Origin of the sequence: Mycobacterium sp. 2-64, assembly GCF_035918375.1 — a bacterium.
Taxonomy (GTDB): Bacteria; Actinomycetota; Actinomycetes; order Mycobacteriales; family Mycobacteriaceae; genus Mycobacterium; species Mycobacterium intracellulare.
In genome coordinates this window covers 390437-416611 of the sequence record NZ_CP142361.1, presented here as the reverse complement: position 1 = coordinate 416611, position 26175 = coordinate 390437, and the positions used below count along the sequence as shown (strand labels likewise).

Annotated in this window: 25 protein-coding genes; 8 read left to right on the top strand and 17 right to left on the bottom strand. The window is 69.9% G+C overall.

Annotation, left to right across the window (positions count from 1 at the left end; translation table 11 throughout):
• The first annotated feature begins 57 nt into the window (after window positions 1–57).
• A complete protein-coding gene (locus QGN31_RS01920) occupies window positions 58–1455 on the top strand; it encodes a sulfatase family protein (RefSeq protein ID WP_014943065.1) in 1398 nt (465 codons plus the stop codon).
• A gap of 28 nt (window positions 1456–1483) precedes the next feature.
• Here QGN31_RS01920 and QGN31_RS01915 read toward each other — a convergent pair whose 3' ends face one another.
• A complete protein-coding gene (locus tag QGN31_RS01915) occupies window positions 1484–2263 on the bottom strand; it encodes a trans-aconitate 2-methyltransferase (protein ID WP_009955670.1) in 780 nt (259 codons plus the stop codon).
• 176 nt (window positions 2264–2439) lie between these two features.
• Here QGN31_RS01915 and QGN31_RS01910 point away from each other — a divergent pair, with 176 nt between their 5' ends.
• Window positions 2440–3627, top strand: a complete 1188-nt coding sequence (locus QGN31_RS01910) for an alpha/beta hydrolase family protein (RefSeq protein ID WP_085978357.1) — start codon at window positions 2440–2442, stop codon at window positions 3625–3627.
• On the opposite strand, the gene eccE is transcribed toward QGN31_RS01910, so the two are convergent.
• The 14 genes from eccE to mrf form a co-directional block, all read right to left on the bottom strand.
• Window positions 3617–4648 (bottom strand): type VII secretion protein EccE, encoded by a 1032-nt coding sequence (eccE, locus tag QGN31_RS01905; RefSeq protein ID WP_041785830.1) that lies wholly within the window; start codon window positions 4646–4648, stop codon window positions 3617–3619. The two genes, QGN31_RS01910 and eccE, sit on opposite strands and share 11 nt — an antisense overlap.
• Window positions 4649–4650: 2 nt before the next feature.
• Window positions 4651–6060, bottom strand: a complete 1410-nt coding sequence (gene mycP, locus QGN31_RS01900; RefSeq protein WP_014381361.1) for a type VII secretion-associated serine protease mycosin — start codon at window positions 6058–6060, stop codon at window positions 4651–4653.
• Entirely contained in the window at window positions 6057–7481 is a 1425-nt protein-coding gene (gene eccD, locus QGN31_RS01895; protein ID WP_085978390.1) for a type VII secretion integral membrane protein EccD, read from the bottom strand. The genes mycP and eccD overlap by 4 nt, the downstream gene beginning before the upstream one ends.
• Before the next feature lie 78 nt (window positions 7482–7559).
• Window positions 7560–8462 carry an ESX secretion-associated protein EspG gene (locus QGN31_RS01890; protein ID WP_008261661.1) on the bottom strand — a complete coding sequence of 301 codons (903 nt, stop codon included), beginning with the start codon at window positions 8460–8462 and terminating at the stop codon, window positions 7560–7562.
• A 20-nt stretch (window positions 8463–8482) separates the two neighbouring features.
• Window positions 8483–8773, bottom strand: a complete 291-nt coding sequence (locus QGN31_RS01885) for a WXG100 family type VII secretion target (RefSeq protein WP_008261663.1) — start codon at window positions 8771–8773, stop codon at window positions 8483–8485.
• A 43-nt stretch (window positions 8774–8816) separates the two neighbouring features.
• Window positions 8817–9110, bottom strand: coding sequence for a type VII secretion system protein EsxG (gene esxG / locus QGN31_RS01880; protein WP_008261664.1), 294 nt, complete (start codon window positions 9108–9110; stop codon window positions 8817–8819).
• 64 nt (window positions 9111–9174) lie between these two features.
• Complete coding sequence (locus QGN31_RS01875) at window positions 9175–10665, bottom strand: PPE family protein (protein ID WP_043955456.1); 1491 nt, start codon at window positions 10663–10665, stop codon at window positions 9175–9177.
• A gap of 2 nt (window positions 10666–10667) precedes the next feature.
• Window positions 10668–10976: a PE family protein gene (locus tag QGN31_RS01870; protein ID WP_008261668.1), complete on the bottom strand. Its 309-nt coding sequence runs from the start codon at window positions 10974–10976 to the stop codon at window positions 10668–10670.
• Window positions 10977–10978: 2 nt separating this feature from the next.
• Window positions 10979–14968 carry a type VII secretion protein EccC gene (locus QGN31_RS01865; RefSeq protein WP_014385965.1) on the bottom strand — a complete coding sequence of 1330 codons (3990 nt, stop codon included), beginning with the start codon at window positions 14966–14968 and terminating at the stop codon, window positions 10979–10981.
• Complete coding sequence (gene eccB / locus QGN31_RS01860; RefSeq protein WP_008261687.1) at window positions 14965–16584, bottom strand: type VII secretion protein EccB; 1620 nt, start codon at window positions 16582–16584, stop codon at window positions 14965–14967. The genes QGN31_RS01865 and eccB overlap by 4 nt, the downstream gene beginning before the upstream one ends.
• Window positions 16581–18434: a type VII secretion system ESX-3 AAA family ATPase EccA3 gene (gene eccA3 / locus QGN31_RS01855; RefSeq protein WP_009952520.1), complete on the bottom strand. Its 1854-nt coding sequence runs from the start codon at window positions 18432–18434 to the stop codon at window positions 16581–16583. The genes eccB and eccA3 overlap by 4 nt, the downstream gene beginning before the upstream one ends.
• A 478-nt stretch (window positions 18435–18912) precedes the next feature.
• Window positions 18913–19818, bottom strand: coding sequence for a class I SAM-dependent methyltransferase (locus QGN31_RS01850; protein ID WP_008261692.1), 906 nt, complete (start codon window positions 19816–19818; stop codon window positions 18913–18915).
• Window positions 19819–19899: 81 nt separating this feature from the next.
• Window positions 19900–20154, bottom strand: coding sequence for a type B 50S ribosomal protein L31 (locus QGN31_RS01845; RefSeq protein WP_008261694.1), 255 nt, complete (start codon window positions 20152–20154; stop codon window positions 19900–19902).
• On the bottom strand, window positions 20151–21350 hold the full coding sequence (gene mrf / locus QGN31_RS01840) for a ribosome hibernation factor-recruiting GTPase MRF (protein WP_008261696.1): 1200 nt from the start codon (window positions 21348–21350) through the stop codon (window positions 20151–20153). The genes QGN31_RS01845 and mrf overlap by 4 nt, the downstream gene beginning before the upstream one ends.
• A gap of 103 nt (window positions 21351–21453) precedes the next feature.
• Between mrf and rpmB the strand changes: the two genes are divergently transcribed.
• Genes rpmB through QGN31_RS01815 form a run of 5 tightly spaced genes read left to right on the top strand, consistent with a single transcriptional unit; the run spans window position 21454 to window position 22811 of the window.
• Window positions 21454–21690, top strand: coding sequence for a 50S ribosomal protein L28 (gene rpmB / locus QGN31_RS01835; protein WP_008261697.1), 237 nt, complete (start codon window positions 21454–21456; stop codon window positions 21688–21690).
• On the top strand, window positions 21690–21854 hold the full coding sequence (rpmG, locus tag QGN31_RS01830; protein WP_008261699.1) for a 50S ribosomal protein L33: 165 nt from the start codon (window positions 21690–21692) through the stop codon (window positions 21852–21854). The genes rpmB and rpmG overlap by 1 nt, the downstream gene beginning before the upstream one ends.
• Window positions 21855–21856: 2 nt before the next feature.
• Window positions 21857–22162 carry a 30S ribosomal protein S14 gene (rpsN, locus tag QGN31_RS01825; RefSeq protein WP_008261701.1) on the top strand — a complete coding sequence of 102 codons (306 nt, stop codon included), beginning with the start codon at window positions 21857–21859 and terminating at the stop codon, window positions 22160–22162.
• Window positions 22162–22425, top strand: a complete 264-nt coding sequence (gene rpsR, locus QGN31_RS01820; RefSeq protein ID WP_009952527.1) for a 30S ribosomal protein S18 — start codon at window positions 22162–22164, stop codon at window positions 22423–22425. The genes rpsN and rpsR overlap by 1 nt, the downstream gene beginning before the upstream one ends.
• Window positions 22422–22811, top strand: coding sequence for a hypothetical protein (locus tag QGN31_RS01815; protein ID WP_008261713.1), 390 nt, complete (start codon window positions 22422–22424; stop codon window positions 22809–22811). Before rpsR ends, QGN31_RS01815 begins: the two co-directional genes overlap by 4 nt.
• 34 nt (window positions 22812–22845) lie before the next feature.
• Here QGN31_RS01815 and QGN31_RS01810 read toward each other — a convergent pair whose 3' ends face one another.
• Window positions 22846–24423 (bottom strand): PPE family protein, encoded by a 1578-nt coding sequence (locus tag QGN31_RS01810; RefSeq protein ID WP_014943070.1) that lies wholly within the window; start codon window positions 24421–24423, stop codon window positions 22846–22848.
• 97 nt (window positions 24424–24520) lie between these two features.
• Window positions 24521–25429, bottom strand: coding sequence for an oxygenase MpaB family protein (locus QGN31_RS01805; RefSeq protein ID WP_014383431.1), 909 nt, complete (start codon window positions 25427–25429; stop codon window positions 24521–24523).
• Window positions 25430–25510: 81 nt separating this feature from the next.
• Here QGN31_RS01805 and QGN31_RS01800 point away from each other — a divergent pair, with 81 nt between their 5' ends.
• Entirely contained in the window at window positions 25511–26173 is a 663-nt protein-coding gene (locus QGN31_RS01800; protein WP_009955646.1) for a TetR/AcrR family transcriptional regulator, read from the top strand.
• Window positions 26174–26175 lie beyond the last annotated feature (2 nt).

Below are 26175 nucleotides of genomic sequence, written 5' to 3'. Positions count from 1 at the left end.
GCGGGGATCGCCGCAGCACGTTGCGGTATCGTCGCCGGTCGCGGGGCAAGGTGAGAGGTGACGCAATTGACGCCGGGCAAGGACAACGTGCTGATCGTGCACTGGCACGACCTGGGCCGCTACCTCGGCGTCTACGGGCACCCGGACGTGTCGAGCCCGCGAATGGACCGCCTTGCGGCCGAGGGCATCCTGTTCACCCGGGCGCACGCCACCGCGCCGCTGTGCTCGCCGTCGCGCGGGTCGCTGTTCACCGGACGCTATCCGCAATCCAACGGCCTCATCGGCCTGGCGCACCACGGCTGGGAATACCGCAGCGGAATCCGCACACTCCCCCAAATCCTGTCCGAATCGGGTTGGTATTCAGCGCTTTTCGGCATGCAGCACGAGACGTCCTACCCTAAGCGGCTGGGTTTCGACGAGTTCGACGTATCGAACTCCTACTGCGACTACGTCGCCGACAAGGCCGACGAATGGTTGCGGCAAAGCGCCGATGGCCTGGTGGGACAACCCTTTTTGTTGACCGCCGGGTTTTTCGAGACGCACCGCCCCTACCCCGAGGACCGATACACCCCGGCGGAGGGCGCCGACGTCGAGCTGCCCGACTACCTGCCCGACACCCCCGAGGTGCGTGGCGACCTGGCCGCCTTCTACGGGGCGATCAGCGCGGCCGACGCCGCCGTCGGGCGGTTGCTGGACACGCTGGCGGACACGGGATTAGACGCCACCACCTGGGTGGTGTTCTTCACCGACCACGGCCCGGCGTTCCCTCGCGCGAAATCCACGCTGTACGACGCGGGAACCGGCATCGGCATGATCATCCGGCCACCCACTGACCGGGGTGTGACGCCACGCGTCTACGACGAGCTGTTCAGCGCCGTCGACCTGGTGCCAACGCTGTTGGGGCTGTTGGGAATCGACGCCCCCGCCGACGTCGACGGTGTGTCGCACGCGGGCGTCCTGCTGGAGGCGGACCCGCCCGCCACGCCGGTGCGCGACGAGGTGTACACGATGAAGACCTATCACGACTCGTTCGATCCGATTCGCGCGATCCGCACCAAGGACTACAGCTACATCGAGAACTACGCGTCGCGGCCGCTGCTGGATCTGCCCTGGGACATCGAGGAAAGCCCGTCGGGGGTGGCCGTGGCCCCGCTCGTCACGGCGCCGCGGCCCGAGCGGGAGCTCTACGATCTGCGCGCCGATCCCACCGAAACCACCAACCTGCTGGCCGACGACGGCGCGGACGTCGAGGACGTCGCGGCCGATCTCGCTGTCCTGCTGCATGATTGGCGCCAGCGCACCGGCGACGTCATCCCCTCGGAGTTCGCCGGCACCCGCATCGCCGCGCGGTACACCGAGACGTACCTGCAGATCCATCACGGCGCCAAGCCGACCCCGCGGTCGGCCATCGCCGCCGACCGGGGCATCGAAGAAGGCAAGCCCGCGCAGCGATAGTCGCGGCTGGTCCGATGGTGGCGACCCGCTACGCGCGGCCCGCGCCGCCCACCACGGCGACGACGAAGACCCGCCGGAACGGGAAGATCGTCGAGCCGTCTGAGCGCGCCGGATAGGCGTCGGACAGCAGCGGAATCAACTCCTCGCGGAACTGCTGCCAGGTGTCGTCGTCGAGCCGCTCGCGCACCGGGACCAGCGCCGTGCCGGTGATCCACTCCAGCACCGGATGCTCGCCGGTCAGCTGATGCAGATACGTGGTCTCCCAGACGTCGACCCGGCATCCCGCGTCCAGCAGCAGGTTGGCATAGTGCGCGGGCGGCTGCACCACCGCACCGACGCGAAACGGTATGTCGCGCAACAACTTCGCATACGGCTCACGGCGGGCCAGCGCCCGCACCGCCGCGTAGGACGGGGACTCGAAGTTGCCCGGCATCTGCACCCCGATCCACGATCCGGGCGCCAGCTCGCCCGCCCACCGCAGCAACAGGTCGGCATGCTCGGGCACCCAGTGCAGGGCCGCGTTGCTGACCACCACGTCGGTGTCGGGCTGGGGCTTCCAGTCGCGCAGGTCGCCGGTGACGGCGTCGATGCCGCGCTCCTTGGCGGCGGCCACCATCTCCGGGGAGCTGTCCATCGCCTCGATCACCGCGTCCGGCCAGCGCCGGCCCAGGTATGTCGTCAGGTGTCCGGGCCCGCAACCGAGATCGACGACGCGGCGCGCCCGCTCGGCGCCCACCCGCGACAGCAGATCGTAGAAGGGCCGGCCGCGGTGATCGGCAAAGGCCAGGTAGACGTCCGGGTCCCACATGTCGGTCCTCCTGATCAACGCGCCGTCGCTAGCCGGCTGATAGCAAACCGTATTACCCCTATGGTGCACCGGCATCACCGCCGTGGTCCCGGGATAAGACCGTAGCGACCGAAACCGGTCGAACATCCTGGAAGCGCGAGCCCGTCCGGCTACCATCGGCGTTCGTGGCGCCCGACATGGATCCGATCGACCCGCCGGTCCCCGTTCCAGACGTTCCCGGCGCCGATGTGCCGGCCGGCGCCGGCGGATTACCCCCCCACTCGGCGTTGTCGCCCCGTCAGCGAATGGTAGTCGAGGCATCGGCCCTCGGTGATCTGGCCCTGCGCACCTGGGTGGCCTCGCTGCTCACCACCACGGTGACACCGTTCGTGGTCGCGGGCGCCCTGCGGCAATCCGATGCCTCGACCGAGCGGAGCAACCTCGACTTCTACGCCGAGCTGGGGGCGGCGGGAGATCCCGCGCGGTCCTTTCCGGCGCCCACCGAGTTGCCGCGGGTGACCTCGCGTCGCGCCAGCCCGCTGGCGGAGTGGGTCGCGCGCGGCACGGTCGACAACATCGCGTTCCCCAGCAGCTTCACCGCGATCAACCCCGCGATGCGCGCGCGCTGGAGCGCGTGGGGATCCAACAACATGGTGCGCGCGCAGCACTGGCGCCACGACGACGGGCCGCGGCCCACGCTGTGCGTCATCCACGGCTTCATGGGGTCGTGGTATCTGGCCAACGGGCGGTTCTTCTCGCTGCCCTGGTACTACCGGGCGGGCTACGACGTGTTGATGTACACGCTGCCCTTTCACGGCAAGCGGGCCGAAAAGTTCTCGCCCTTCAGCGGTTTCGGCTATTTCGCCGGCGGTCTCAGCGGTTTCGCCGAGGCGATGGCCCAGGCCGTGCACGACTTTCGTTCCATCATCGACTACCTGCGCCACACCGGTGTCGACCGGATCGCGCTCACCGGCATCTCGCTGGGTGGCTACACCTCGGCGCTGGTGGCCTCCGCCGACGATCGGCTCGAGGCCGCCATCCCCAACTGCCCGGTCGTCACTCCCGCGACGCTGTTCGACGAATGGTTCCCGGCCAACAAGCTGGTGCGGATGGGCCTGCGCCTCTCCGATATCAGCCACGAGGCGTTGAGCGCCGGCATGGCGTACCACTGCCCGCTCAGTTACCCGCCGCTGGTCGGCCGGGACCGCCGGATGATCATCACCGGCCTCGGCGACCGGATGGCGCCGCCGGACCACGCCGTCAAGCTATGGCGGCACTGGGATCACTGTGCGCTGCACTGGTTTCCGGGCAGCCACGTGTTGCACGTGAGCCAGTTGGACTACCTGCGCCGGATGACCGCGTTCCTGCAGGAGGTCATGTTCTAGCGGCCTCGAGGGTGTCGGTGGTCTCGGTGGTTGCCGAGTTGGTTTCCGGGCCGCCGGCCGACGACGCCCGATGGGCCCCGCCGACCAGGGTGGGCCAGTGCAGCTGGGCGAGCAGGCCCGCGGGCGCGGTCGTGTGTCCGTCCAGCCGCGCCGTCGACAACAGGTCCAGCGCCGTCAGTGCGGGCAGGTGGTTCCCGCGCTGCGGGGTCAGCCCGTCCAGCGGCGCCGTGCGCTCCGGCGGGGTGTCGGTCTGGAACGCGCACGCCACCGCGACGGTGGGGTGGGCCTTGTCGCCGGCGATCTCCAACGCGGTGCAGGTCTCGCGGGCCGCATGTGACCGGATGGCGTCCAACGTCTCCGGCAAGGCCTCATCCACCCGGATCTGGTATGCCGCAATGTAATCCGATGCGCCGCGCTGCACGCCGCGCCACCGCTCGCGGGGGTTGGACGTCAACAGCCGGGGAACGTCGTCGGGTGCGACGGCGGTCGCTTCCCATCCGATCTCGCGGAGGTGGTCGGCCAGGCGCCGCGCCGCGACCTGGGCGGTCTCCTGCAGCGGGATCCGCGGCGAGCGGGCCCGCAGCGCGGCCAGGTTCTCCGGCGCCGACACGGTGAGCCCGATCCAGGTCTCGCGCCGCGACGCGTCGGAGGCGTTGTCCCGGCTGGTGATCCGGATCTTGTCCGCCCGGATGCCGTAGCGGTCCAGGTAGCCGGCGATCAGCGGCAGCGGCAGCACATCGGAGTCGTCCTCCGGTGCGCCCACCCGGACCAGGGCGGTGGTCGCCGTGGCGGGGGGCTGCGGGGTGAACGCGTTGGCGCGCCCGATGATCGCCAGGCGGCGGCGCACCAAGGTGGTGAAATACAGGCCACCCCACCAGCCGAACAGCACGATCACGACGGCCGCCGCGATGCCGAGCAGCCAGTAGTCTCGTGGCGATCGCCACGGGTAGGCCATAACCGCGGGCACAATGGCCAAGAGCGCCAACGTGATTCGCCCGCTCCCGGGGGTAGGTATCGACATCTTCACGGGGTGGGGTCCTTTCGACGGCGTGCGGCGATGGTGGTGACCGCGCCGGCCACGGCGACCAGCACGGCCAGCACGGCGGTGCCGACCACCGCGACGGTCCGCGGTGTGGTGTTCTCGGGCGCCGGGGCCGGAGGCAGAGCGACCTGCTTGGCCGCCGCCCCGCTCGGCTGGTCGCCGGCGGGCAACTGCCAGGTCAGCGCGGCCACCGGGTCCACGCTGCCGGCGCCGACCACGTTGGACGGGTCGCGGGCGCCGTTGTGCGCGGTCGCGGTGATGCGATGCGTCACCGCGGTGGCGGACAGATCGGGATACTTGCTGCGCACCAGCGCCGCGACGCCGGCGACGTAACCGGCCGCGTAGCTGGTGCCCTTGAGGGCGACCAGTTGCTGATGGTCGTCGGGCAGGCCGTTCGCCAGGCCCGCGCCGTCACCGTTGCCCACCGACACGATGCGCTCGCCCGGCGCCGCGACACCCACCCACGGGCCCGCCACGGTGAATTTCGACGGCTGGCCCTCCGGGGTCAGCGACGCCACCGAAAGCACGTAGGGCTGCCACAACGACGGGATGGACACGGAGGTGACGCCGGCCCAGTTGCGCGGATCGTTCGGACGGCTCAGGTCGGTGAGCGGGTTGGATTCGCACGACGTCCCACCGGCGAACGATCCGGTCGGTCCGCTGTTGCCCGCGGCGGCCACGATCACCGCGTCCTTGTCCACCGCCGCGTAGCGCACGGCGGCGCCGAGGGCGGCCTGGTCGACGGGGCGGTCGACGGGCAGGCAGGTGGCCGAGCCGACGTCGATGACCCGGGCGCCGAGGTCGGCCGCGTGCACGATGGCCCGGGCGAGGGTCGTGACCTCGGTCGACACCCGCGCCATCAGCGGGTCGCCGCCCGGCGTGCGGGGGGAGAACCTGGCCGACGACGTCCTGATCGACACCACCCGCGCCGCGGGGGCCACGCCCGAGAACCCGTCGTCCGGCGACGGCTGGCCGGCGATGATCCCGGCGACCAGCGTGCCGTGTCCGTCGCAGTCGGTCAGGCCGTCGGTGGCCTCGACGAAGTCGCCGCCCGGCTCGACATTGGGCAGCCGCGGACCCGGCCGCACCCCGGTGTCGAGGACGGCGACCAGCTGACCGTCGCCACGCGAGAACTGCCATGCCGCAGGCAGATTCAGCGCCGACTGGCTGGGCGTGGGGGCGCCCGGATCGCTGCCCGGGATGACCCCGGACGTCACGCACGGTCCGCGCTGCTCCATCGGCTGCACCGGCCCCGGCGCCCCGCTCGGTGGGGGGACGCCGGGATCGACGGTCGGCGGGCTGATCGCGAAAGCCGGCGGACTCGTCCACGTCGCGGTGGCCGGCAACAGGGCCAACACCGCCGCGAAGCAGGCTGATGCCGATCGAATCATCGATTGAGCACCAGGCTGAACAACCCGACCACGAACGCCATGACGGGGATCAGCGAGGCGTCGAGTCCCGCCGCGGCGAAGCCCACCAGCCGGCGCACCGGAAGCGAATAGCTCTCCGGCTCAGCGATTCCCGGGTTCAACGCCAGCACGATCCACACCGCCACGAGCGCCAGGAGCACCACGGCCGCACCGAGGGCGGCGCCGTAGCGTCCCGTCGCCGTGTAGATCACCAGCAGCACGCCGGCGGCCAGGAAGGGCTGGGCGAGCAGCCATGCCTTGCAGGCGGCCGAATCCCACACCCGGGCGCGCAGCACCGATGCCGCGGCGGTCGCCCCCACCACGTACCAACCCGCGCCGCTCAGCGTCTCCGGGCGCAGCGCGATCGCGACCGAGCCCAGGACGCTGAGCAACACCGCGGCGGCGATGAATCCGCTCTGGTGGGCGTCGCTGATCCGGACCCGGCGGGGCAGGTCCTCGAGCACCTGCAGCGAGGGCGCCGACGGCGTGGGATCCCCGGGCGCCGGGATGACCGGCAGCGGGAAACGGGCCCACAGCGCGGACATCTGCGCCGCCTCGATGGTGACCAGCAGCGCGGCCACGATCAGTCCGCAGCCGATGGCGACCAGCTTGACGTGCCAGAGCAATTCGGCTCCGGCGGCCAGCAGCACCGCGGCGCCCAGCACCGCCGTCGCGGTGAAGAATCCGGCGATACGTTCCCGTTCGGCGCTGGGCACCATCAAGGCGATCAGCGACCACGCGGTGACCCCGGCCGCGGCCAGCATCACCTGCGCCGGGCCGAACCTGCCCGGCACCGCCAGCACCAGCGCGGCGGCGATGGGCACCAGCGCGGCGATCGACAGCGCCGTGCCGGTGCGCGCCGAGCGCGCCGTGACGAGCAGGCCGACGATCGCGGTCAGCGCCGCCACCGCGCTGACCGCAACCAGCCCGGACAGCGCGCCGGTGGCGACGCGGTAGGTGACCGACAGGCCGGTCGCCAGGAAGGCCACGGCGATCGCCGCGGCCAGCGCGCCACGCTGGATATGCGTTGTGCCCCAAGGCTTGAGCCGAGAGGTGGAGAAAATCATCGCGGCGTCGGCGATGTCCTCGACGATTCCGGGTGCGGCCGGGCCGGCCGGCACCGGCTGCAGCGCGAGCAGGTCACCGTCGACGACGCCGACCGTGTCCAGGCTCGCGTCCAGACTGAACGGCGCGCCACCGATGGGCGCCAGGCTCAGTTGGGTCGCGCCACCGACCTCGGCGGCGCCGCGCGAGCCGGAGGCGTCCTCGCCGTCGCCGTTCGCGGTGGCCGGGACCACCAAACGCTGGACCGCGGGCAGGATTTCGCGCAGCGGCAGCTCGGCGGGCAGGGCCATTTCCGTCAACCTGCTGTCCGCGAGAATTGCCACGCGGACGATCGGCATGACGGTTCCGGACGTCACCGGACCCTCGAAGATTGTTGCGGCCGTTCCTGGAACATCGTGCTCTCTTCTCTATTTCTTTCAGTGTTGGACGGACAGTGTTGAATTCGAAAAGTCTCGTGCTAGCCGGTGTTCGGCGAACCATCCGGCGTCGGGCAATTGGGCGGTCAATTGTTCGATCGCGACGGCGATCGCGAACGGGGTGCCGGGCGCGAAGGTCGAAACCCACTCGCCGTCGAACGCGCGGGACGGGCTGACCAGGACCCGGCCCTCGCTTGCGTCGACAATGCTCATACCCACCTCGGTGGTGGAGTGTCGACCGTCGCGGTGGCAGCCGGCGACGATCTCGACGTAGCTTCGCGACCCGTTGAACACCGACTCCACCACAGGACGCGCCGATTGCGGAATACCAAGATAGTCAAGGACTTCGGCGAGTGGAGCACCGGAACGCAGCCGCTCGTCGGCGCGGGCGCCCACCCGGGTCGGCATGCTGAACTCGTCGAACCGAGCCGGTTGCCGCTGGGCGAGCCCGACGCACAGGACCGGAACCAGGGCGCGCGGATCGTCGATGTCCATGGCGGTGAACGTGATCAGCTGCGCGCTGCGCAACGCGACCACCGTCCTCGACGGCCGGCCGCCGGCCCCGGCGCGCTGCGCGACGATGCCGCGCAGTAGCTCGCCGGCGCCGCCGGCCGCACCGGCGTCCTTGGCGGGGCCGACGTAGCGCAGGTCGAGCCACCGCTCGGGAAAACACACCACTTTGATCCACTCGGCAACCGCGGGGTTGATGAGCCCGCCTTCCGATACCAGGCCCATCTGGGTGAGCTCCGCCTTCTGACGGTCGAGGAACGCGTTGCGTTCCGCGGCATCACGATAGGGGCAGGTGATTGCCAATACCCACGGGAAACTTCCCGCCCCAATCGTTTCCGCGATGAACCACGCGTGGTCGACCGTCAGCTCGACGGCGTTGGGAGCTGGTTCCATCAGGCTCGTTCAGCCACGAACTAGCCGCCCCACTTGGCGGCTTCGGCCTGGTCGCGGGCCAGCATCGACATGGTGTTGGCCTCGTGGGTGCTGGCCATCGACTGGTACGCGCGCACCAGGCTTTCCATGGCCTGGTTCCACTGGGCCTGCCACACCTGGTAGGTCATACCGGTGTCACCCTGCCAGGCGTTGGACAGCGTGGCCTGTTCGGCGGAGATGTCGGCGCCGAGCCCCTGCATCGTGCCGGCGTAGCCCGACATGTCGGCGGCGTGGCTCAACATCGCCGGGTAGTTGTACATGATCTGCGACATCAGAAGTCCTTTCGCGGTTTGGTGGCGTCTAAGGGTGGCTGGATCAGAACGCGGTGTAACCGGAGGCGGCCGCCGCGTCCGCGGCCACGTAGGTGCCGGCGGCGTCGCCGAGGTTGGCCTGGGCGATATCCAGCAGCGTGTTGACCCGTGCGGCGACTTCCACGAACCGCGCGTGCGCGGCCTGGAACGCCGCCGAGGACTCGCCCTGGTGGAAGGCCTGCGCCGACATCGCTTCCTGCTCGGCCTGGCTGATCGTGCTGCGCAGCAACGCGGCCTTGGCGCTGAACGCCGACTGCGAGGCAACCAACTGCGGGATATGAGCGTCCAACATACTCATGGTGATTCCTTTCTATTGCGTCCGTTGGGGTTTGGAGTAGTTCACCTGGATGTGGCTGACTGCCTTATCCCCCCTTCCCCGGTTCGGCTGGGCCCCTACCGTTGACGGCGTCCTGCTCCCACGTGCCGGGCACCATCGGCATCCGTGGGCCGCCGCCGAAATCGTCGTCGGCCAGCTTGGTCAATCCCGCCGCCTGAAACGCCTTCTGCCTCTGCTTGGTTCCGGCGAACCCGAGCGGTCCGGCCCCGTGGGCCGAAGCCACCGCGGCCGCCAGCTCTTCCTCGTCGCCGTAGTCCGGGGGCACACCGAAATCGGATTCCATGTCCGCGAATTCGTCGGCGTGGTCGTGCAGCGCGGCTCGCCGCCTGCGCCGAGCCCGCGCCTCGGCGCGGGCCGGTGCCGCCGCGCCGGCCGCCGGGATCGTCGCCGCGGGCGCCTTGGCCCCGCCGCGCCCGGTCAGGGTGGGACCGACGCCGGTGTCCGGGTCAGCGCCGTAGGCGACCACGTAGGCCAAGTTTCCGGCCGCCGCCGCCGGCGCCGGGGCCGCCGGCGCGCCGGTGCCGGCCGCGACCGTGGTGGCCGGGGCGGCGGCGGGAGTCGCCACCGTCGGCGCCATGGCGACCGCCGGCAGCATGGACGGCTTGTTCGACGCCAGCACGGGGGCCACCGCGGCCGGGGCCGCCGCCTCCGGCGCGGCCTCGGCCGGCGTGGTGAGCAGGGAGCTGAGGCCGATCCCCAGCAGCAGCGGAATCAGGAACGGTGCGGTCAGGATCGCACCCCAGGTCGGCCAGCCGACGGCGTTGAAGAACACCTGGTAGGCGATGAAGAACAGCAGCGGTCCGTTGGCCGCCAGGAACGCCGGCAGGTTCGAGAAGAAGTCCTGCAGCATCTGCTGGATGTTCTGGAAGAAGTCCTGCAGGAACTTCGACAACTGCTGGATGAAGTTCTGCCACCAGTCCCCGGTGTTCTGTGCGGCGTTGGACGTGAGGTTGTTGGTCTCGCTCCCGGGATTGACGATGGTCGGTGCGGCCATGGTGCGGGGCGCCGCGGCCAGCGCCGAACCCGAGACGGCCTGGTAGGTGCCCATGGTGGTGGCCGCCTGAACCCACATCCGCGCGTAGTCGGCTTCGTTGACCGCGATCGGAATGGTGTTGATGCCAAAGAAATTCGTCCCCACCAACACCGCGTGCACGGCGTGGTTGGTGGCGAGCTCCCCCAGTGTCGGCATCGCCGCCAACGCCGCCGTGTACGCCGTCGCCGCGACCTCTTGTTGCGCCGCGGCGCCCGCGCTGTCGGCACTGGCCTGCTGCAGCCAGGCCAGGTACGGCAGGTGGGCCGCCACATACTGCTCGGCGCTCGGCCCTTCCCACGCGCCCGCCTGCGCCTCCCCCAGCAGCGCACTGAGTTCCCCGGCCGCCGTGGCGTATTGGGCGCTGAGCGAGGTCCACGCACCGGCGGCCGCCAACAGCGGCCCCGGTCCCGGACCGGCGCTCAGCAACGCCGAATGCACCTCTGGTGGCGACGCCATCCAGATGGGGGCGAGGGGGGCAGTCATCGTCAGGCGCCCGCGATCCCGAACGTCGCAGCGGCCGCGGTGTCACCCGCGAGATAGCTTGCGCCGGCTTCCCCGACGCCGAGACCGGCGCGGCCCAGCTCCTCGACGCCCTGGGCCGCCATGGCCGAGTGCTCCTGGCCCTGAGCGCTGAATCCCATGGCCGTCTGCAGCGACACCGGATCGACCGCCGGCGGGACCACCGCCGTGATCGCCGGGGCCGCCGCCGCGTGTGCGGCGGCCAGCCGCGCCGTCAGCGCCTCCACCGCGGCGCTGGTGGCGGCCAGTCCTTCGGGAACCACTCGCAGCGTCATCTCTACTCCTCCCGTTGCGCTTCACTTGCCATTACGGATTCCCCGATCAAGGGATTGATCAACTGCACGTACGTCGGACCATCGCTGTCGCCCAACAGGATCGCCCGCCCGGCCGGCAAGCGGCCGAATCGTTGGCCGCGGATCTTGCCGCTGTCTTGCGGATTGCCCGCCAGCATCAACGTGGTGGCCTGCAGGTCGTTGAAGCGGCGCAGCAGCGGGTTGGTCATCAACGCGTGTCCCGAACCGGTGGCCCGCGCGGTGACGATCACCCGGATCCCCAAATCGGCTGCCTGCGACAGCAACCCGATCAGCGGAGACCACGGGCGCTGCCCGACGTAGGGGCCGCTCATCGCCGGCGAATCCGGAATCTGGTCGACGTCGTCGATGATCAGGTAGTGCGTCTGGCCCGCGAACGTCCAGCGCGACAGCTCGGCCGGCGACAGGCCGGCCGGCGGCCGGCGCGACTCGATCAGGTTGGCCAGCCCCAGCATCGCCGGGATGATGCGGTCGATGTTGGCCGTGTACTCGTTGTCGGCGAACAACGGTTCGTCGACGAGGTGCAGCCGTCGATCCAGCACCGTGAAGGCGACCTGGTCCGGCGTGGAGTGTTCGCGGACCGTGCGGATGAGGTGGCGCAGCAGCGTCGTCTTCCCCGACTTGCTGTCACCGAACACCATCAGCAGCGGGTTGTCGGCGAAGTCGACCACCACCGGCGCGAGGTCCTCCTCGCGCTGGCCGATGACCACCTGCTCCGGCCCGCGGTACAGCGACCCGACGGCATCCGGGGCGAGGTTGGTGGGCAGCAGCCGCACCGGGGGCGCCGCCATACCCGGGTACCGGTCGTTGATCGCGGCGATCTGGTCCAGCTCCGGGGTGGCGAACAGGAAATGCTCTGCGGCCATGGTCAATCCGCGACCCGGCTGGTCGTGCGGCACCGCTTCGGCGGGCCGGCGCAGGGCGCCCACCACCCGCACGTTGCTGTCCCGCGGATCGTGCAGCTTGAGCTCGAGCCTCAACCCCAGGCCGTCCCGCATCGACAGCGGCACCTCCAGCCAGCTGGGCGTGGTGACCACGACGTGGATGCCATACGCCAGCCCGATGTTGACCAACTCGGTGACCTTGGCCAGCAACGGGTTTCGCGTGTTGAACTGGTCGGTGTTGTCACGGCCGAACGCGTAGAGGTTGTCGATGAGCAGGAACACCTCGCCGAACCCGTCGTCGGGGACCCCACCGCGGGAGTCCCGGAACGCCTCCCGGCGCTGCCGCGACAACAGCAGCTGCTCGAGCTCGCCGAAGGTGCGACGGATCCGTTCGGGCTCCAGCGCCGAGGCGACGCTGCCGACGTGCGCCAGGCCCTCCATCGCACGGAGCTTTCCGCCGCCGTAGTCCAGGCAGTAGAACGTGACCTCGCGCGGCGAGTGCAGGCTGGCCGCCGACAACATGAACGTCTGCAGCGCAGTCGACTTCCCCGACTTGGGGCCACCGTGGATGACCATGTTCCCGGCCGACGACGCGGCATCGAAGATCAGCGGGTCGCGGCGCATCTCGAACGGCTTGTCGATCTCACCCAGCGGCCACTGCCACTGCCGCGGCGGCACACCGGCCCGGGCCAGCATCGCGCTCACCGGGATCGGCTCGTCCAGCGGCGGCAGCCACAACTGCGGCGCGCGCGGCCCGTACCCGGCCAGCTGGTCGCCGATGGTGGCGATGAGCTTGCGCGGCGGCCCGGTCAGTTCGACCTCGTCGGGGCTGGTGATCACGGTGTCCTGATCGGGCTCGACCCGCCCGGCCGTGAACACCTTGGGCTCCGGGATAGACGGCACCACAAGCGATTTGGCCTTCTGCGGCGGATCGTAGATGCCGTCGACATAGGTGCTGCGGAACTTGATCGGGGTCGCGCCCGGCGCGGGCACCAAGAAGCCCACGCCCTTGTGCTCCTTGCCGGATTCGATGTGGTAGGCGTCCTCCACCCCGATGATCTGGCGGGACACGCTGGGACTGGCCACCTTCAACCCGATGCGGTAGGAGGTGTTCTTGTCGATGTCCTTGATCTTGCCGACATCCAGCGTCTGCGACGCGAACAGGATGTGGATGCGGAACGAACGGCCTTTGCGGGCAACGTAATCGAACAGCTCCGCGTACTCCGGGTGGTCGGCCAGCATCAACGTGAACTCGTCGGCCACCACGAACAGCGTCGGGATCGGCGCCAGGTCGTGCCCGGCGGCGATGGCGTTCTCGTACTCGACCACCGAGTTGAACGCGCTGCCCTGCACCCGGCGGCCGGCCTCGCGCAGCAGCGTCTCCCGGCGGGCCACCTCGCCGCGCAGCGTGTCGGCGAATCGGTCGGCCAGCGACTTCTTTTCGGCCATGTTGGAGATCACCGCGACAACCTGCGGGAAGTGGCGGAAGCTGTCGGCCCCCGCCTCACCCTTGAAGTCGGCGTAGATGACGATCAACCGGTCCGCGGAATGAGTCGTCAACAGCGACAACAGGATCGACATCAGGGTCTGGGACTTACCCGATCCCGTCATACCGATCATCAGACCGTGCGGGCCCATCCCGCCCTCGGCCTCGTCCTTGAGGTCGAACATCAGCGGCTCACCGGTCGCGGTGACCCCGATCGGAACGCGCAGCTCGTCCTCGCGACGCCGCGGCGCCCACAGCGTCGGCACATCCAGTTGCGACGCGTCCGGGATGCCCAGCATCGTGGTGAACGTGGCGCCCCGGGTGGCCGCCGAACGCAACCCCGTGTGGGTCGGGTTGGAGTCCCAGCGCGACAGCTGGCGCGCCAGGTGGGCGGCCTCGTCGGCGCCCAGTTGGTCGGCGTCGTCGATGTACGGCTGCCAGCCGCCGGTCTGCCAACGCTCGATGGAGTGGGTCCGGGCGCCCGCGCCGTCCGCCGCGGTGATGCGCAGGATCGGCTTCTCGGGGTCCGAATACTGTTCGCGGTGCGGGGCGGTGGCGCCGCGGTGCACGACGGTGACGCCCGCGCGGCCCATCGCCAGCGTCGAGGCGTTCAGGTCGTAGTCCGGGTCGTCGACGATAATCAGCAGGTGCCGCAGCGCGTCGGCGGGTTCGCCGGTGAACGCCGGGCGGTCGACTAGCGCGGACCCCAGCTTGGCGACCAGTTCGTCGACGTTGGTGGCCATCAAGCGGGCCGGCCCGACGCCGTCGAGCTCACCGGGAATGTCAATGTGCGGCAACCACTTCAGCCACGACCAGTCCGGGCTCTCGAGGTCGGGGGTGACCAGCGCGACCCCGAGCACGGTCGGGTCGTGCCAGGTGACCGCCTGGGCCACCCAGGCCCGCATCGCCGAGCGCGCCTCGTCCTCGGAGCCCAGCACGGTGATTCGCGAGACCTTGGCCAGGTCGATCCCGGTCGGCACGTCACGCACCGTGCGGTGGGTGTCGAGCAGGCTGCGTAATGCGCTGTGCGACACCGGTTCCAGGTCGATTTCGTCCGCGGTGTCGTTGACCCGCAGCGCGGTCGCCAGGGGCACGTGGTGGCGTCCGGCCCGCAGCACCAGGAAGTCGGGATCGTGCGGGTCGCGCTCCCACTGACGGCGCGATCCGGGCACGGCGGCCAGCGCCGCGGGCTCCGGGTGGGACCACTGCGCGGCGGCGCGCTGCGCGGCGGCCTGGGTGCGGATGTTGTCCCGGACCACCGACAGGTAGCGCAGGTAGTCGGCGCGTTCGGCGTCGACCTCCTCGGTGCGCGTCTTGTTGTCGTTGCCGCGGTACATCGCCGTCGCGGCGAGCAGCAGCACGAACGGGAAGAACAGCGTCTGCGGGGAGATCAACCGCATTCCGGTCGCGAACAGCGCGACGATCATGCCGACGATCAGGATCACCAGCACGTACGGCATCGCGCGGCGCAGGAACGACGGCGGGATCACCCGCGGCAGCTCGGGCGGGGCCTCGATGGCGATGGTGCCCTTGCGGGTCACCGGCGGCGCCAGCCGGCGGCGCGCTTCGAAGATCAGTCGGCTCATCGGGGGGCTCCCTCGGCTTCCCTAGCAGCGGCAGTGACGCGGCCGGGCTTCTGGTCGGGCGTCAGCCCGTCGTGTGCCAGCAGCGCGTCGGCGCGCGATAATGTCGGGCCGCTCGCGAACAGCGACAGCACCGACCACGGGATCGGGACCGGCGACCCGGTAAGGCCAAGGGCCTCAACGGTTTTGTTCTGCCCGGCGGCCGAGTGCTCGGCCTCGTTGTCGATGCCGTAGCGGACACCGGTGTCAGAGACCCAGAACAGCGACCCGGCGCCCGGCGAGTTCGGCCCGCCGCCGACGGTCTGGGTGAAGTAGCCGGTGCCCGGCGCCAGGGCGACGCGGGCGGCGGTGGCCGGCGAGCCGCCGCCCACCAGGTCGACGGTGCGTATCGATTCGGCGACCGGCAGGGCCGAGCCCGTCAGCAGGTTCACCGAGCTGCTGGCGGCCTTGGCGGGCTTGCTCCAATAGGCGCACATGACGGGCGATTTGGCCGCATCCACCACCCCGACCTGCTGGTCGGGGTACCGCGCGGTGTCCAGCATCCGCGACACCGGCAGCTTGGCCACCGCGTCGGCGCCCAGCCGCGGCGGTTGGTCCAGCCCATAGGAATTCGTGTTCCGCAGGATCGCGGCGAGCACCGGCGAGATCTGCTGCAGGCCGTCCGGCAACACCGCGTAGTAGCGCGGCGCCCCGGAGGAGCTCTGGTCCAGGGTGTAGGACACCACGACCCCACCGATCGGTGCCGGCACGGTAAAGGGCGCCGGCGCACCGGCGTTCGGGATGCCGGGCGCGGTCAGCGGCGGGGCTTCGGGAATCGCGTTGAACAGGCCCAGGGCGATCGGGCGGGGCGCGGGGATCTCGGAGTTGCCCTGCCCCAAGCCAAGTGCGTTCGTGATCGCTTGGTCGGTGAGGTTGATCTGACTGCGCTTGCCGTCCCACAACAGCCACGTGGTGCCGTCACGGTCGGCGAGCATCGCCTGCCGCGGCGGGAGCGTGGCGGCGCGGGCGCCGCTGCTGTCCGGCCGGCCGGCGATCACCGTGACACCGGTGCTGTGTGCGGCGTGCCCCCCGGGCTCGCTGACCGCGTCGCACACCGTCCAGTTCGCATCGGTCGAGGGGTTTTGCACCATCCGTTCCGGCGCACCGGGGATACCGATCAGGTTGCCGCGCGGAAACCGGTCCAGCTCACTGCTTTTCACCATGGTCGGGTCCACCGGCCGACCCGTGATCAGTCGGGCCGAGGTCAGGTTGAGCACCGGATGCAGATCCTCACCGACACGGACATACAGCGCGGCGGTGGACCGGTCGGCGAGCACGGCGTTGGTGCCGGCCGTCCCGTTCGGACGGATCAGCGAGAACACGAAGCAGCCGGCCAAACCGGTGACCAGCAGGACGGCGCCCATCGCCACCGCGCGCGACTGCGTGCGCAGCGGGTCGACGAGCATCCTGGTGTCGTGCAACGCGATACCGGAGGCGATCCGGCGCATCACGAAACGCCAGCCGCTCACCTGGTGCCGGGTGACGAAGCCGCGGCGGTACTCGACCTGGTCGGGATTGTCGTTGACCGGGGTGCGAGACGAGAACGAACGGCGTTCGTCGGGTTGCTGATTGGACGTCATGCCGGCACCGACAGCCCGAGGCCGCGCAGCAGCGGCTCAACCGACCTTGCGACGTCGTCGTCGGTGATCGTCATCAGCTCCTCGTCACTGAATTCGCCGGTTCCGGCGTGTTCCGAATGGTCGAGCCGGAACTCTCGTTCTTCTTCGGAGCGTTCGACGATGTTTCGGACGAATCGACCGTTACCGGCGATGTCCAGGTTGCGTCGCGAAATTCCGTTGGCATCGGGTGTCGACTCGGTCGCCAACTTCGTGAACAACTCCTCCATGTGGTCGAGCGCGGCCTTTTCGAAGATGCTGTCGCGCTGCTCGGCCATCTTGTTCGCGATCTCGACCAGTTCCGACGGTGCGTAGGAAGGGAAGTCGATGTTGCGGGTGAATCGGGAACGCAAGCCCTCGTTGGTGTCCAGGAACTTGTCCAGGTCGGCCCGGTACCCGGCGATGATGACCACCAGGCGGTCGCGGTCGTTCTCCATCCGCGCCAGCAGCGTGTCGATGGCCACCAGCCCGAAGTCGTTCTTGGCGCCGGTGGCGACCAGTGCGTAGGCCTCGTCGAGGAACAGCACGCCGTCGAGCGCGCTGTCGATGATCGCGTTGGTCTTGGCCTCGGTCTCGCCGATGTGCTGGCCGATGAGATCGGCGCGGTGCACCTCGCGGATGTTCTCCCGCTTCAAAAGCCCCAGGCCGCAATAGATCTTGGCGACCACGCGGGCGATGGTGGTCTTACCGGTTCCGGGCGGGCCGGCGAAGACCAGGTGGTGGGCGCGCTGCGCGACCGCGAGCCCACGCTGCTTGCGGACCAGCTCCATGGCGACCGAGCTCTTCAGCCGCGACACCTGGTTCTTGACCTCTTCGAGGCCGATGAACTCGGCGAGCTGGCGTTCGGCCTCGTGCAGCAGCACGGCCTTGCGTTCGTGGGCGGCGGGGTCGACGAAATCCTCGGCGCTGGGCTCGGTTTCGGGATCCCACGGATCGGTGCGGGCTTCGATGCGCGCCGCCGTGGTGGTCACGATGCCGAAACTGGTGTCGGTCAGGGCCTGTTCGACCTGTTCGTTCTCGGGGTGGGCCGCGTAAAGGTCCTGCAGCACTTCGCTCGCCGAGTCCTCGTCGACGTGGGCGCGCAGCACCAGCGCTTTGGCCAGCGCGCCGTCGACGGCCGCCACCGCGACCGGCCCCTCGGGCTCCTCGAGATAGGACAGCGCCGGGGCGAACATGCCCAGCCGGGCCAGCGCGGTGCCGAGCGCGATCTTGGCCGCGTGCGAGAACGCCTCGTCCAGGTCCGTGTCGTTGACGATCGGGGTCAGCAGTTTGACGACGTCCGACCAGCGCTCGGCGCGGTAGTTGATGACGACGGACACCCAGCGGGCCTCACGCCAGTTCGGTCGCTCGGTCGTCAGGCCCGCGACGATCGCGTCGGCGTCAGCAAACCGTCCCGCCGTCGCGAGCGCGGCCGCGTAGGCAAGGTGGAAGTCGTCGGGAGTGGTCGCGCGGAACTGTAGATACAGTCCGGTGTCGTAGCGGAAGCCCAGCGAGTTGGGTGCCAGGTCGACCTGGCGCTGCAGCACGCCCGCGGAGGCCGCGGTGCGCGACACCGCCTCGAGCACCCGCAGGGACGTGTCTCCGGCAGCCGCCAGCCCCGTCCACGCGTCGCATTGATCGTGGGCGATGCGGGTCAGCGCGGCGAAACCCGAACGCGCGGCGGCCAGGTCGGCCGGCCGCTGGCGTTGGTAGACGACGATGCCCAGCGCGCGGCAGCAGGTGGCGAACCGGCTGACGACGTCGCCGTCAACGCGCGTGTCCACGCGCGAATTGGCCGGCTGAACTGTGAGCATGCCGGTGTCACCGTGTTCCACGGCCGCGTCTTTTCATGTATGTAGTCTCCCCTAACCTGACCCGCCTGAAGTTAGCATTGCATAAGCTAACTGTCGAGGCGTTTGGGCCTGTCCGACTCACCACTGCACTGCCCTTCTTCTACCGCCGATGAGGACGTTCTGGAGAGGGTTTAGCCGCATTTTCGGCATACTCACAGCCGCACGCCGTGCGGCCTCACAGCAAGGCCTCACCTTACTGAAAATCATTTTCATTTTCAATCTCGGCACGCCACCTCGGCGCCCACCGGCTCGGCCGAGCGGATCAGGCACGACATCGTCCGCACCGGCGCGGTCATGGCAAGGACTCCTCGACGATCGGGTTGTGCTCGACGATCGCCCCGACCCGCAGGCCGGTGGAACGATCACGCAGCCACTAGTCGGCTGGCGGACCGAAAAAGTTCCGGCGTTGGTCGCTGCCCGAGCGAACTCGCCCGGCCTTCTGTGAAATCCGCCCGAGGGCTCAGGTGCGGACGGCGCTCACCAACGTGTTGCGCGCGATCATCGGGCCGGCTTCGGTCTCCGGCCCCGGCACCGGGCGGCCGACCTCGCGCAGGTAGTCGGCCAACGGGGTGCCGACCGCGGTCCAGCCGCGGTTGCCGAACCACTCGGTGGCCGGCGCGCACTGCTCGTTGTAGACCAGCTGGAAGAACACGCGCTGGTCGCCCTGCGCGGTGGCCGCGCGTTCTTCGGCGACGGCGGTCTCGAAGTCCTCGGGGTTCATCGGGGCGCCGTCCTCGACGGCGACGTGGCTGCCGTGACCGGCCAGCCCGTCGATACCGGTGAACAGCTGCTCCTGGGCGCTCGCCGGGAGATAGATCAGCAGGCCCTCGGCGATCCACGCCGAGGGTTTGGCCGGGTCGAAGCCGCTGTCGCGCAGGGCTTGCGGCCAGTCCTCGCGCAAATCGATGGCGATCTCGCGGCGCTCGGCGCGCGGCTCGGCGCCGACGCCGGCGAGCACCTCTCGCTTGAAGTCGAGCACCTGCGGCTGGTCGAGCTCGAAGATCGTGGTCGCGGCCGGCCAGTCCAGGCGGTAGGCGCGCGAGTCCAGGCCCGCCGCCAAGACCACCACCTGTCGCACGCCCGCGTCGGCGGCGCGCCGGAAGTAGTCGTCGAAGTACTTGGTGCGGGCGCCCTGGAAGTTGACGAAGTTTTCGCCGAAGTCGGCGGTCTTCAGCTGGTGGTCGGGGTCCTTGCCGTCGAGGACGTCGGCGGCGGCACCGCCGACGGCGCGGCAGAAGATCTCCGCGTACGGATCCACGGCCAGCGGGTCGGGCTTTTGCGCCTCCAGCGCCCGCGCGGTCGCGACGAACAACGCGGTCGAGCCCACGCTCGTGGTGATGTCCCAGGTATCGCCTTCGCTTCGCACCCCGCCCACAGTACGCCGCCGCGACTCGGCCCCTTTTCGGCTGGCGCGCAACGGTAGTGGAGCGCGTCGGCGCGGTACGGGCTACCGGCGACCGTAGCGGCGGTGGAACTTCTCCACTTGTCCCGCGCTGTCGACGATGCGGCGGCTGCCGGTCCAGAACGGGTGGGAGTCGGCGGTGACGTCGACGACGACGAGCGGATAGGTCCGGGTTCCCCGCGCCGTCTGCCACTCGACCGTCCGCGGGCTGGTGCGGGTCGACCGCGTCAAGAACATGGCGCCGGTGGTGGCGTCCTGGAAGACGACGGGGTGGTAGTCGGGATGCACGCCGGGCTTCATGAAGGGTCCTTGCCTTGCTGGGTGTGGCCGGCCACGTTGTCGGCGGCCTCGGTCAATTCCGCGCACGGATCCTCGTGCCAATCGCCGAACGGGTCGTCGTAGGCGATCCAGGTGCGCGGGTTCCGCATCTCCTCCTCGGTGAGCAGCGCGCCGCGCAGGGCGTCGAGGACCTCGTCGGTCCGGGCGCCGCACACCAGGATGGCCATCGCGGTATGCCGATCACCGTGCCGGTCGTCCCAGCCGAGCGCGGCCAGCGCGCGTCGCTCGGCGTCGACGCCGTCGCGCTCCGGCCCGCTCATCGCCGCCAGCCATTTGCCGGCCGAGCTCACCCGCAGCCCGGGGCCGGCCGATTCCAGCCACATCGCGCGGTCGGGATTGCTGGCCAGCCACAGCCGTCCCCGGGTCCTGATCACGCCGTCGAGCAACAGATCCAGGGCGGCGTGCAGGCGCTGCGGATGAAAGGGGCGACGGGCGTTGAATTCCACCAGGCTGATCGGACCGCGGGACTCCAGCGGCGGCTGCCCAGCCAGCAGCGGGCCGTGCGGGTCGTCGCTTCGGCCGCGGCGCGCGTCGCGGTACAGGTTGTTCAGTGCGTCCTCGATGCCGCCGGCCCCCACGCGGACGCGGGCGCGCGGCGACAGGCGACGCAGCACGGCCGCCACGAACGGGTTGGCGCGGTCGAGCACGACGACGTCGGCGAACTCGGCCTGTCCGATCACCACCTGGGCGTGGGTGCGGCCGTCGTCGAGTTCCTCCTCCCCCAACGCCTGGTCCAGCCAGGCCGCCGAATCGACGCAGGTCACCACGGCGGCGATCGCCACGTCCAGGGCCGCGGGCCCGTCGATGTACCCCGGCGCCACCCGCACCCGAACGTGCTTGATGGCCAAGCAGATTGGTTCGGGTTCCAACCAGGGCGCCAGGTGCACCACGATCCGGTCCACGTCGTCGCGGCGGTGCAGCCGGCGCAGCAGCACCAACAGGTCGTTGCGGATGGTGCACGAGACACAGCCGTGCGCGAGTTCCAGTCCGTTCTCGGTGCTGGTCAACACGCCGTCGGACAGCGACGCCGTCGTGCGGCGCACCACGTGACCGTCGAATCGGTGCTCGACGACCAGCGTTCCCGGCGTCTGCAGCATCGCGCCCACAACGGCGTCGGTGTCCCGCTGGCCGGCGACCAGGATGACGGGCGTCCGCATCGTCCTCCTTATTGATAATCATTTTCATCTAAGCCGTTCCTACGGTACCGTCCGTGGGGGACCTTGTCGAAAATGATTTTCAATAAGAGATGTGGAGGTGCAGGTGTCCGCCCACTGCCAGGTGACCGGCCGGCGGCCGGGTTTCGGTAACGCGGTGTCGCATTCCCATCGCAGGACCCGTCGGCGCTGGTCGCCGAACATCCAACTCAAGACGTACTACCTGCCCTCGGAGGACCGCCGGATCCGGCTACGGGTCAGCGCCAAGGGCATCAAGGTCATCGACCGCGACGGCATCGAGGCGGTCGTCGCGCGGTTGCGCCGCGAAGGGCAGCGAATCTGATGGCGCGCAACGAGATCCGTCTCCTGGTGAAACTTCGGTCCACCGCGGGCACCGGCTACACCTACATCACCCGCAAGAACCGACGCAACGACCCCGACCGACTGGTCCTGCGCAAATACGACCCCGTCATCCGCCGCCACGTCGACTTCCGCGAGGAGCGCTGACCATGGCCAAGAAATCCAAGATCGTCAAGAACGAGCGTCGCCGCGCGATCGTGGCCCGCTACGCCGAACGCCGCGCCGAACTCAAAAAGATCATCCGCTCACCGGCGAGCACCCCCGAGCGACGGGCGGCGGCACAGGACGAGTTGGCGCGCCAGCCCCGCGACGCCAGCGCGGTGCGGGTGCGCAACCGCGACGCCGTCGACGGCCGACCCCGCGGCCACCTCCGCAAGTTCGGGCTGTCGAGGGTCCGGGTCCGCGAACTAGCCCACGCCGGCCAGCTCCCCGGCGTGCGGAAGGCGAGCTGGTGATGGCCAGAAAAGTCGCGCGTCGCCGGGCCACCGCGCCGGCCGGCCGCTCGCCCAAGAGGAATCTGCTCGACAGCCTCGGGTTGCGCACGGTGGACTACAAAGACACGGCGACGCTGCGGGTGTTCATCTCCGAACGCGGCAAGATCCGTTCCCGCCAGGTGACCGGCCTGTCCGTCCAACAACAACGACAGGTCGCGGCCGCCATCAAGAACGCCCGCGAAATGGCGCTCCTGCCCTACCCCGGACGGCACACGGCGCCTTGACGTCCCCACGCCGCGGCACCGATCGCCCGTTCACCGTAATCGTCTGTGCCGCATGCGCCGTCGACGATCGACTGTCGGTCATCGACGAATTGCGCCCCGCCATCCGGCGCTGCCCGCATTCCATGTTGGTCTCGGTCGCCTGCATGCTCGGACCACTCACCTGCGCCTCTCGGCCGACCGGCGGGGGCGTGATGGCCCTGGTCCAGCCCTGCACGAACGATCGGGTGGCCAGCGGCCCGGCGCGGTGGATAGGACCCATCGCCGACAGCGATTCAGCCGCGGCGCTGCGCGACTGGCTGGTGCTCGGTCAATGGGAAAACATCCCCGTCCCAAGGCAACTCGATCGGCATCAGCGCTGGACACGCGACTCGCATCGACGCAACTGACGCCTGACGAACCCGGCGATGGGGTGCCGGGGCGCTAGCCGTCGCGGCCCCCCTCGTCGGCACCGTCGTCGCCCCAGGTGCCCGGCATCATCGGTGCCGTTGGGCCACCGTTGAATTCGTCCCCGGCCAGCCGGGTCAGCCCGGCCGCCGCGGCGACCGCCTCACGCTCGGCGGTGCCGGCGAATCCCAGCGTGCCGGCACCCCGATCGGATGCCAGCGACGCGGCCCAATCGGGGTCGACATCGACATTCATGTCCATGAACTCGTCGCCGTACCCGCGGTCCGTCGCGCCCCGGCGCCCCCGCGCCCGGGCCGCTTTGCGCGTGCGCGCGGCCGCGGCCGCCGCGGCGGCGGCGCTATCCGGTTCCGGCGCTTTCCTTTTCGCGCTGGAGCTGGCGCTCGCCCCCATCCCCGAGCCCGTTCCCATTCCGGGCGGACCGACGACGTACGGAGGAAAGAAGCCCGCCGCGGCCGGCGCCGCAGCGGGTGCGGCGGGAGCGGCGGTCACGGTGGTCGCCGTGGGGGCGGGCGCCGGTGCCGGGGCGGAGGCCGGCGCCGCCACCGGCGCGACGGGGGCGGTGGGGGCCATGGCGATGGCGGGCGGGATGCTGGGCGTCGGCGGCGGCGGCGCGGCCACCACCGGGAGGGCCGCGGGCTGGGGGATGGCGGCGAGGCCGGCCAGCCCGGCGAATCCGCCGACGGCGCCGAGGGGCGCGGCCGCGAGGAGGAGCGCGGGCGCCAACAACTCCGGCTGGCTGATGAAAATCTCGAGGATGTGCGTCGGCCAGTCGAACAGGATGAGTTGCACCAGGTACTGAAAGGCCAACGCCGGATTGTGCACCAGGTAATAGCCGAACTGCTCGAAATCCTCGAGCAGTTCCAGGGCGCGCACCACCCAGAAGATGGGCTGCCCGGCATTCGTGTAGGCGTCGTAGGGCAGGCCGTTGACCGTGCCCTCGGACGGGTCCCAGTTGATGCCCAAGTTCTTCAGGATGTTGGCGATGAAGTCGTTGAACGGATTGTCGATCTTGGGGTCGTGATCCTCGTCACCCGAATCATCGCTTGACGCATCGGATTTCACGATCGACGGCGCCGGATCGGTTTGCGGTGTCGCGGCGACGGCGGCGGTGGACACCGCCTGGTAGGTCGACATCGTGGTCGCCGCCTGGGTCCACATCCGTGCGTAGTCGGCCTCGTTGACCGCGATCGGAACCGTGTTGACGCCGAAGAAATTCGTTGCCACCAGGGCCCCGTGGACGACGTGGTTGGTAGCGAGTTCGGGCAGCGTCGGCATGGCGGTCAGCGCGGCGGTGTAGGCGGCCGCGGCGGTCTCGTGCTGGGTGGCGGCGGCGGCGCTGTCGGCGCTGGATTTGGTCAGCCACGCCAGGTAGGGGGCGTGCGCGGCCACATAGGACTCCGCGCTGGGGCCCTCCCACGCCCCCGCCTGCACCCCCGCCAGCAAGGTGCTCAATTGTTCTGCGGCGGAAGCGTATTCGGCGCTCAGCTCGGACCACGCGCCGGCGGCCGCCAGCAGCGGCCCGGGGCCGGGGCCGCTGCTGAGCAAAGCGGAATGCACTTCGGGCGGCGAGGCCATGAAGATCGGCGCCGTCATAGGTACTCCTCGGGCTGGAGGGCTTACCAGACTGAGGAGAGCTTAATGAATATGATTGTCGTTATCAACTTGGCGGGCGCCATGCCGCCGCGGGCCGCTACACCAGCGGCCGCCCCTTCTTGATCCGGCGGTCCAGGTCGTGCAGCAAGACGTTGAACGGGAACTGCCGGATGAACCGCGGCAGATACCGGTTCACCGTGGCCAGCACGGCGATCAGCCTGTCGAAGCGCCGCTGCTTGGTCGCGTCCCAGGGCAGCCGCATCTCGTCGCGGAACCGTTGCGGCAGGAAGCCCGTCGTGATCATCAGCGCGAAGCCCTCGGAGAGGCGCTGGATGGGGCCGGGCAGCTTCACGCCCCGGATGCGGTTGGCGGCGATCGGGTACAGGTATTCCCGCACCGCGTCGTCGATGTGCACCTTGGCCAGCGACTCTTCCCAGTAACGGTCGAACGCCGCCCGGTCGGCCGGCCACATCTTCGGCGGCACCTGCAAGGTCGTGGCCAGCGCCATGCCCTCGCGGTAGTGGCGCTCGGCGTCCTCGCCGTCGAGCTCACCGATGAACATCCGGTAGATGTCGAGGCCGCCCTTGTACAGGCAGGCCCCCACCCAGAGCTGCAGCGCGGGATCAAAGGCGTTGTAGGACACCGGGCTTTCCGGCGTCGAGTAAACCTGCGCGTGGGCCTTGTTCACGGCCCGGCGGAAGGCGGCCTTCTGGGCCTCGCTGCCGTTGGTCGCCACGGCCAGGTAGGTGAACGTGGTGCGGGCCCGCTTGAACGGGTGCAGGTCGACCCGGCCGCTTTCGACGCGGCTTTCCATGACGCCGTAGCCCACACCCGGCTGCGCGAGTTGCATGATCACGTTCGCCGGACCGGCCAGCAGGGCGACGCCCATCAGGCCCTCGTCGATGCCCAGCGTCCGCCCGCGCCTGCGCCGCTGCGGGCGCGGCGGATCGGTGGCCCCGCGCTCGACGTGCCCGATCGGTGCCTGCACCGACTGGTGAGTTGCCATCGTCAGATCCTCCCGCAGCGCGGCCGCTAATGTGCGAACGCTTGTTTCCTGATATTGTCGCGCCGCGGCGTTAGTGTCAAGATGGTCCGCATGAGCGACACGTCCAGCGCGCGGCCGTATCGCGGGGTGGAGGCCGCCGAACGCCTGGCCACCCGCCGTAACCGGCTCCTGGCCGCCGGCCTGGACCTGCTCGGCGATCAGCGGCCGGACATCTCGGCGGTCACCGTCCGCGGGGTGTGCCGCCGCGCCGGGCTGGCGGCCCGGTACTTCTACGAGAGCTTCACCGACAAGGACGAATTCGTCTCCTGCGTCTTCGACTGGGTGGTCGCCGAGCTGGCCGCCACCACGCAGGCCGCGGTCGCCACGGTGCCCGCCGACGAGCAGACCCGCGCGGGCATCGCCAACATCGTGCGGACCATCACCGACGACGCCCGCGTCGGCCGCCTGTTGTTCAGCACGCAGCTGGCCGACCCCGTGGTGGTGCGCAAACGCGCCGAGTCCAGCGCCCTGTTCGCGATGCTGTCCGGCCAGCATGTCGGCAACGCGCTTCAGGTGCCGGCAAACGATCGCATCAAGGCCGCCGCGCACTTCGTGGTCGGCGGGGTCGGGCAGACCATCAGCGCCTGGCTGGCCGGTGACGTCCGGCTCGAACCGGGTGAGCTCGTCGATCACCTGGCCGCCCTGCTCGACGAGCTTGCCGAGCCAAACCTGTACCGGCTCACCGAAACACGGGCCGAGGCCTAGCG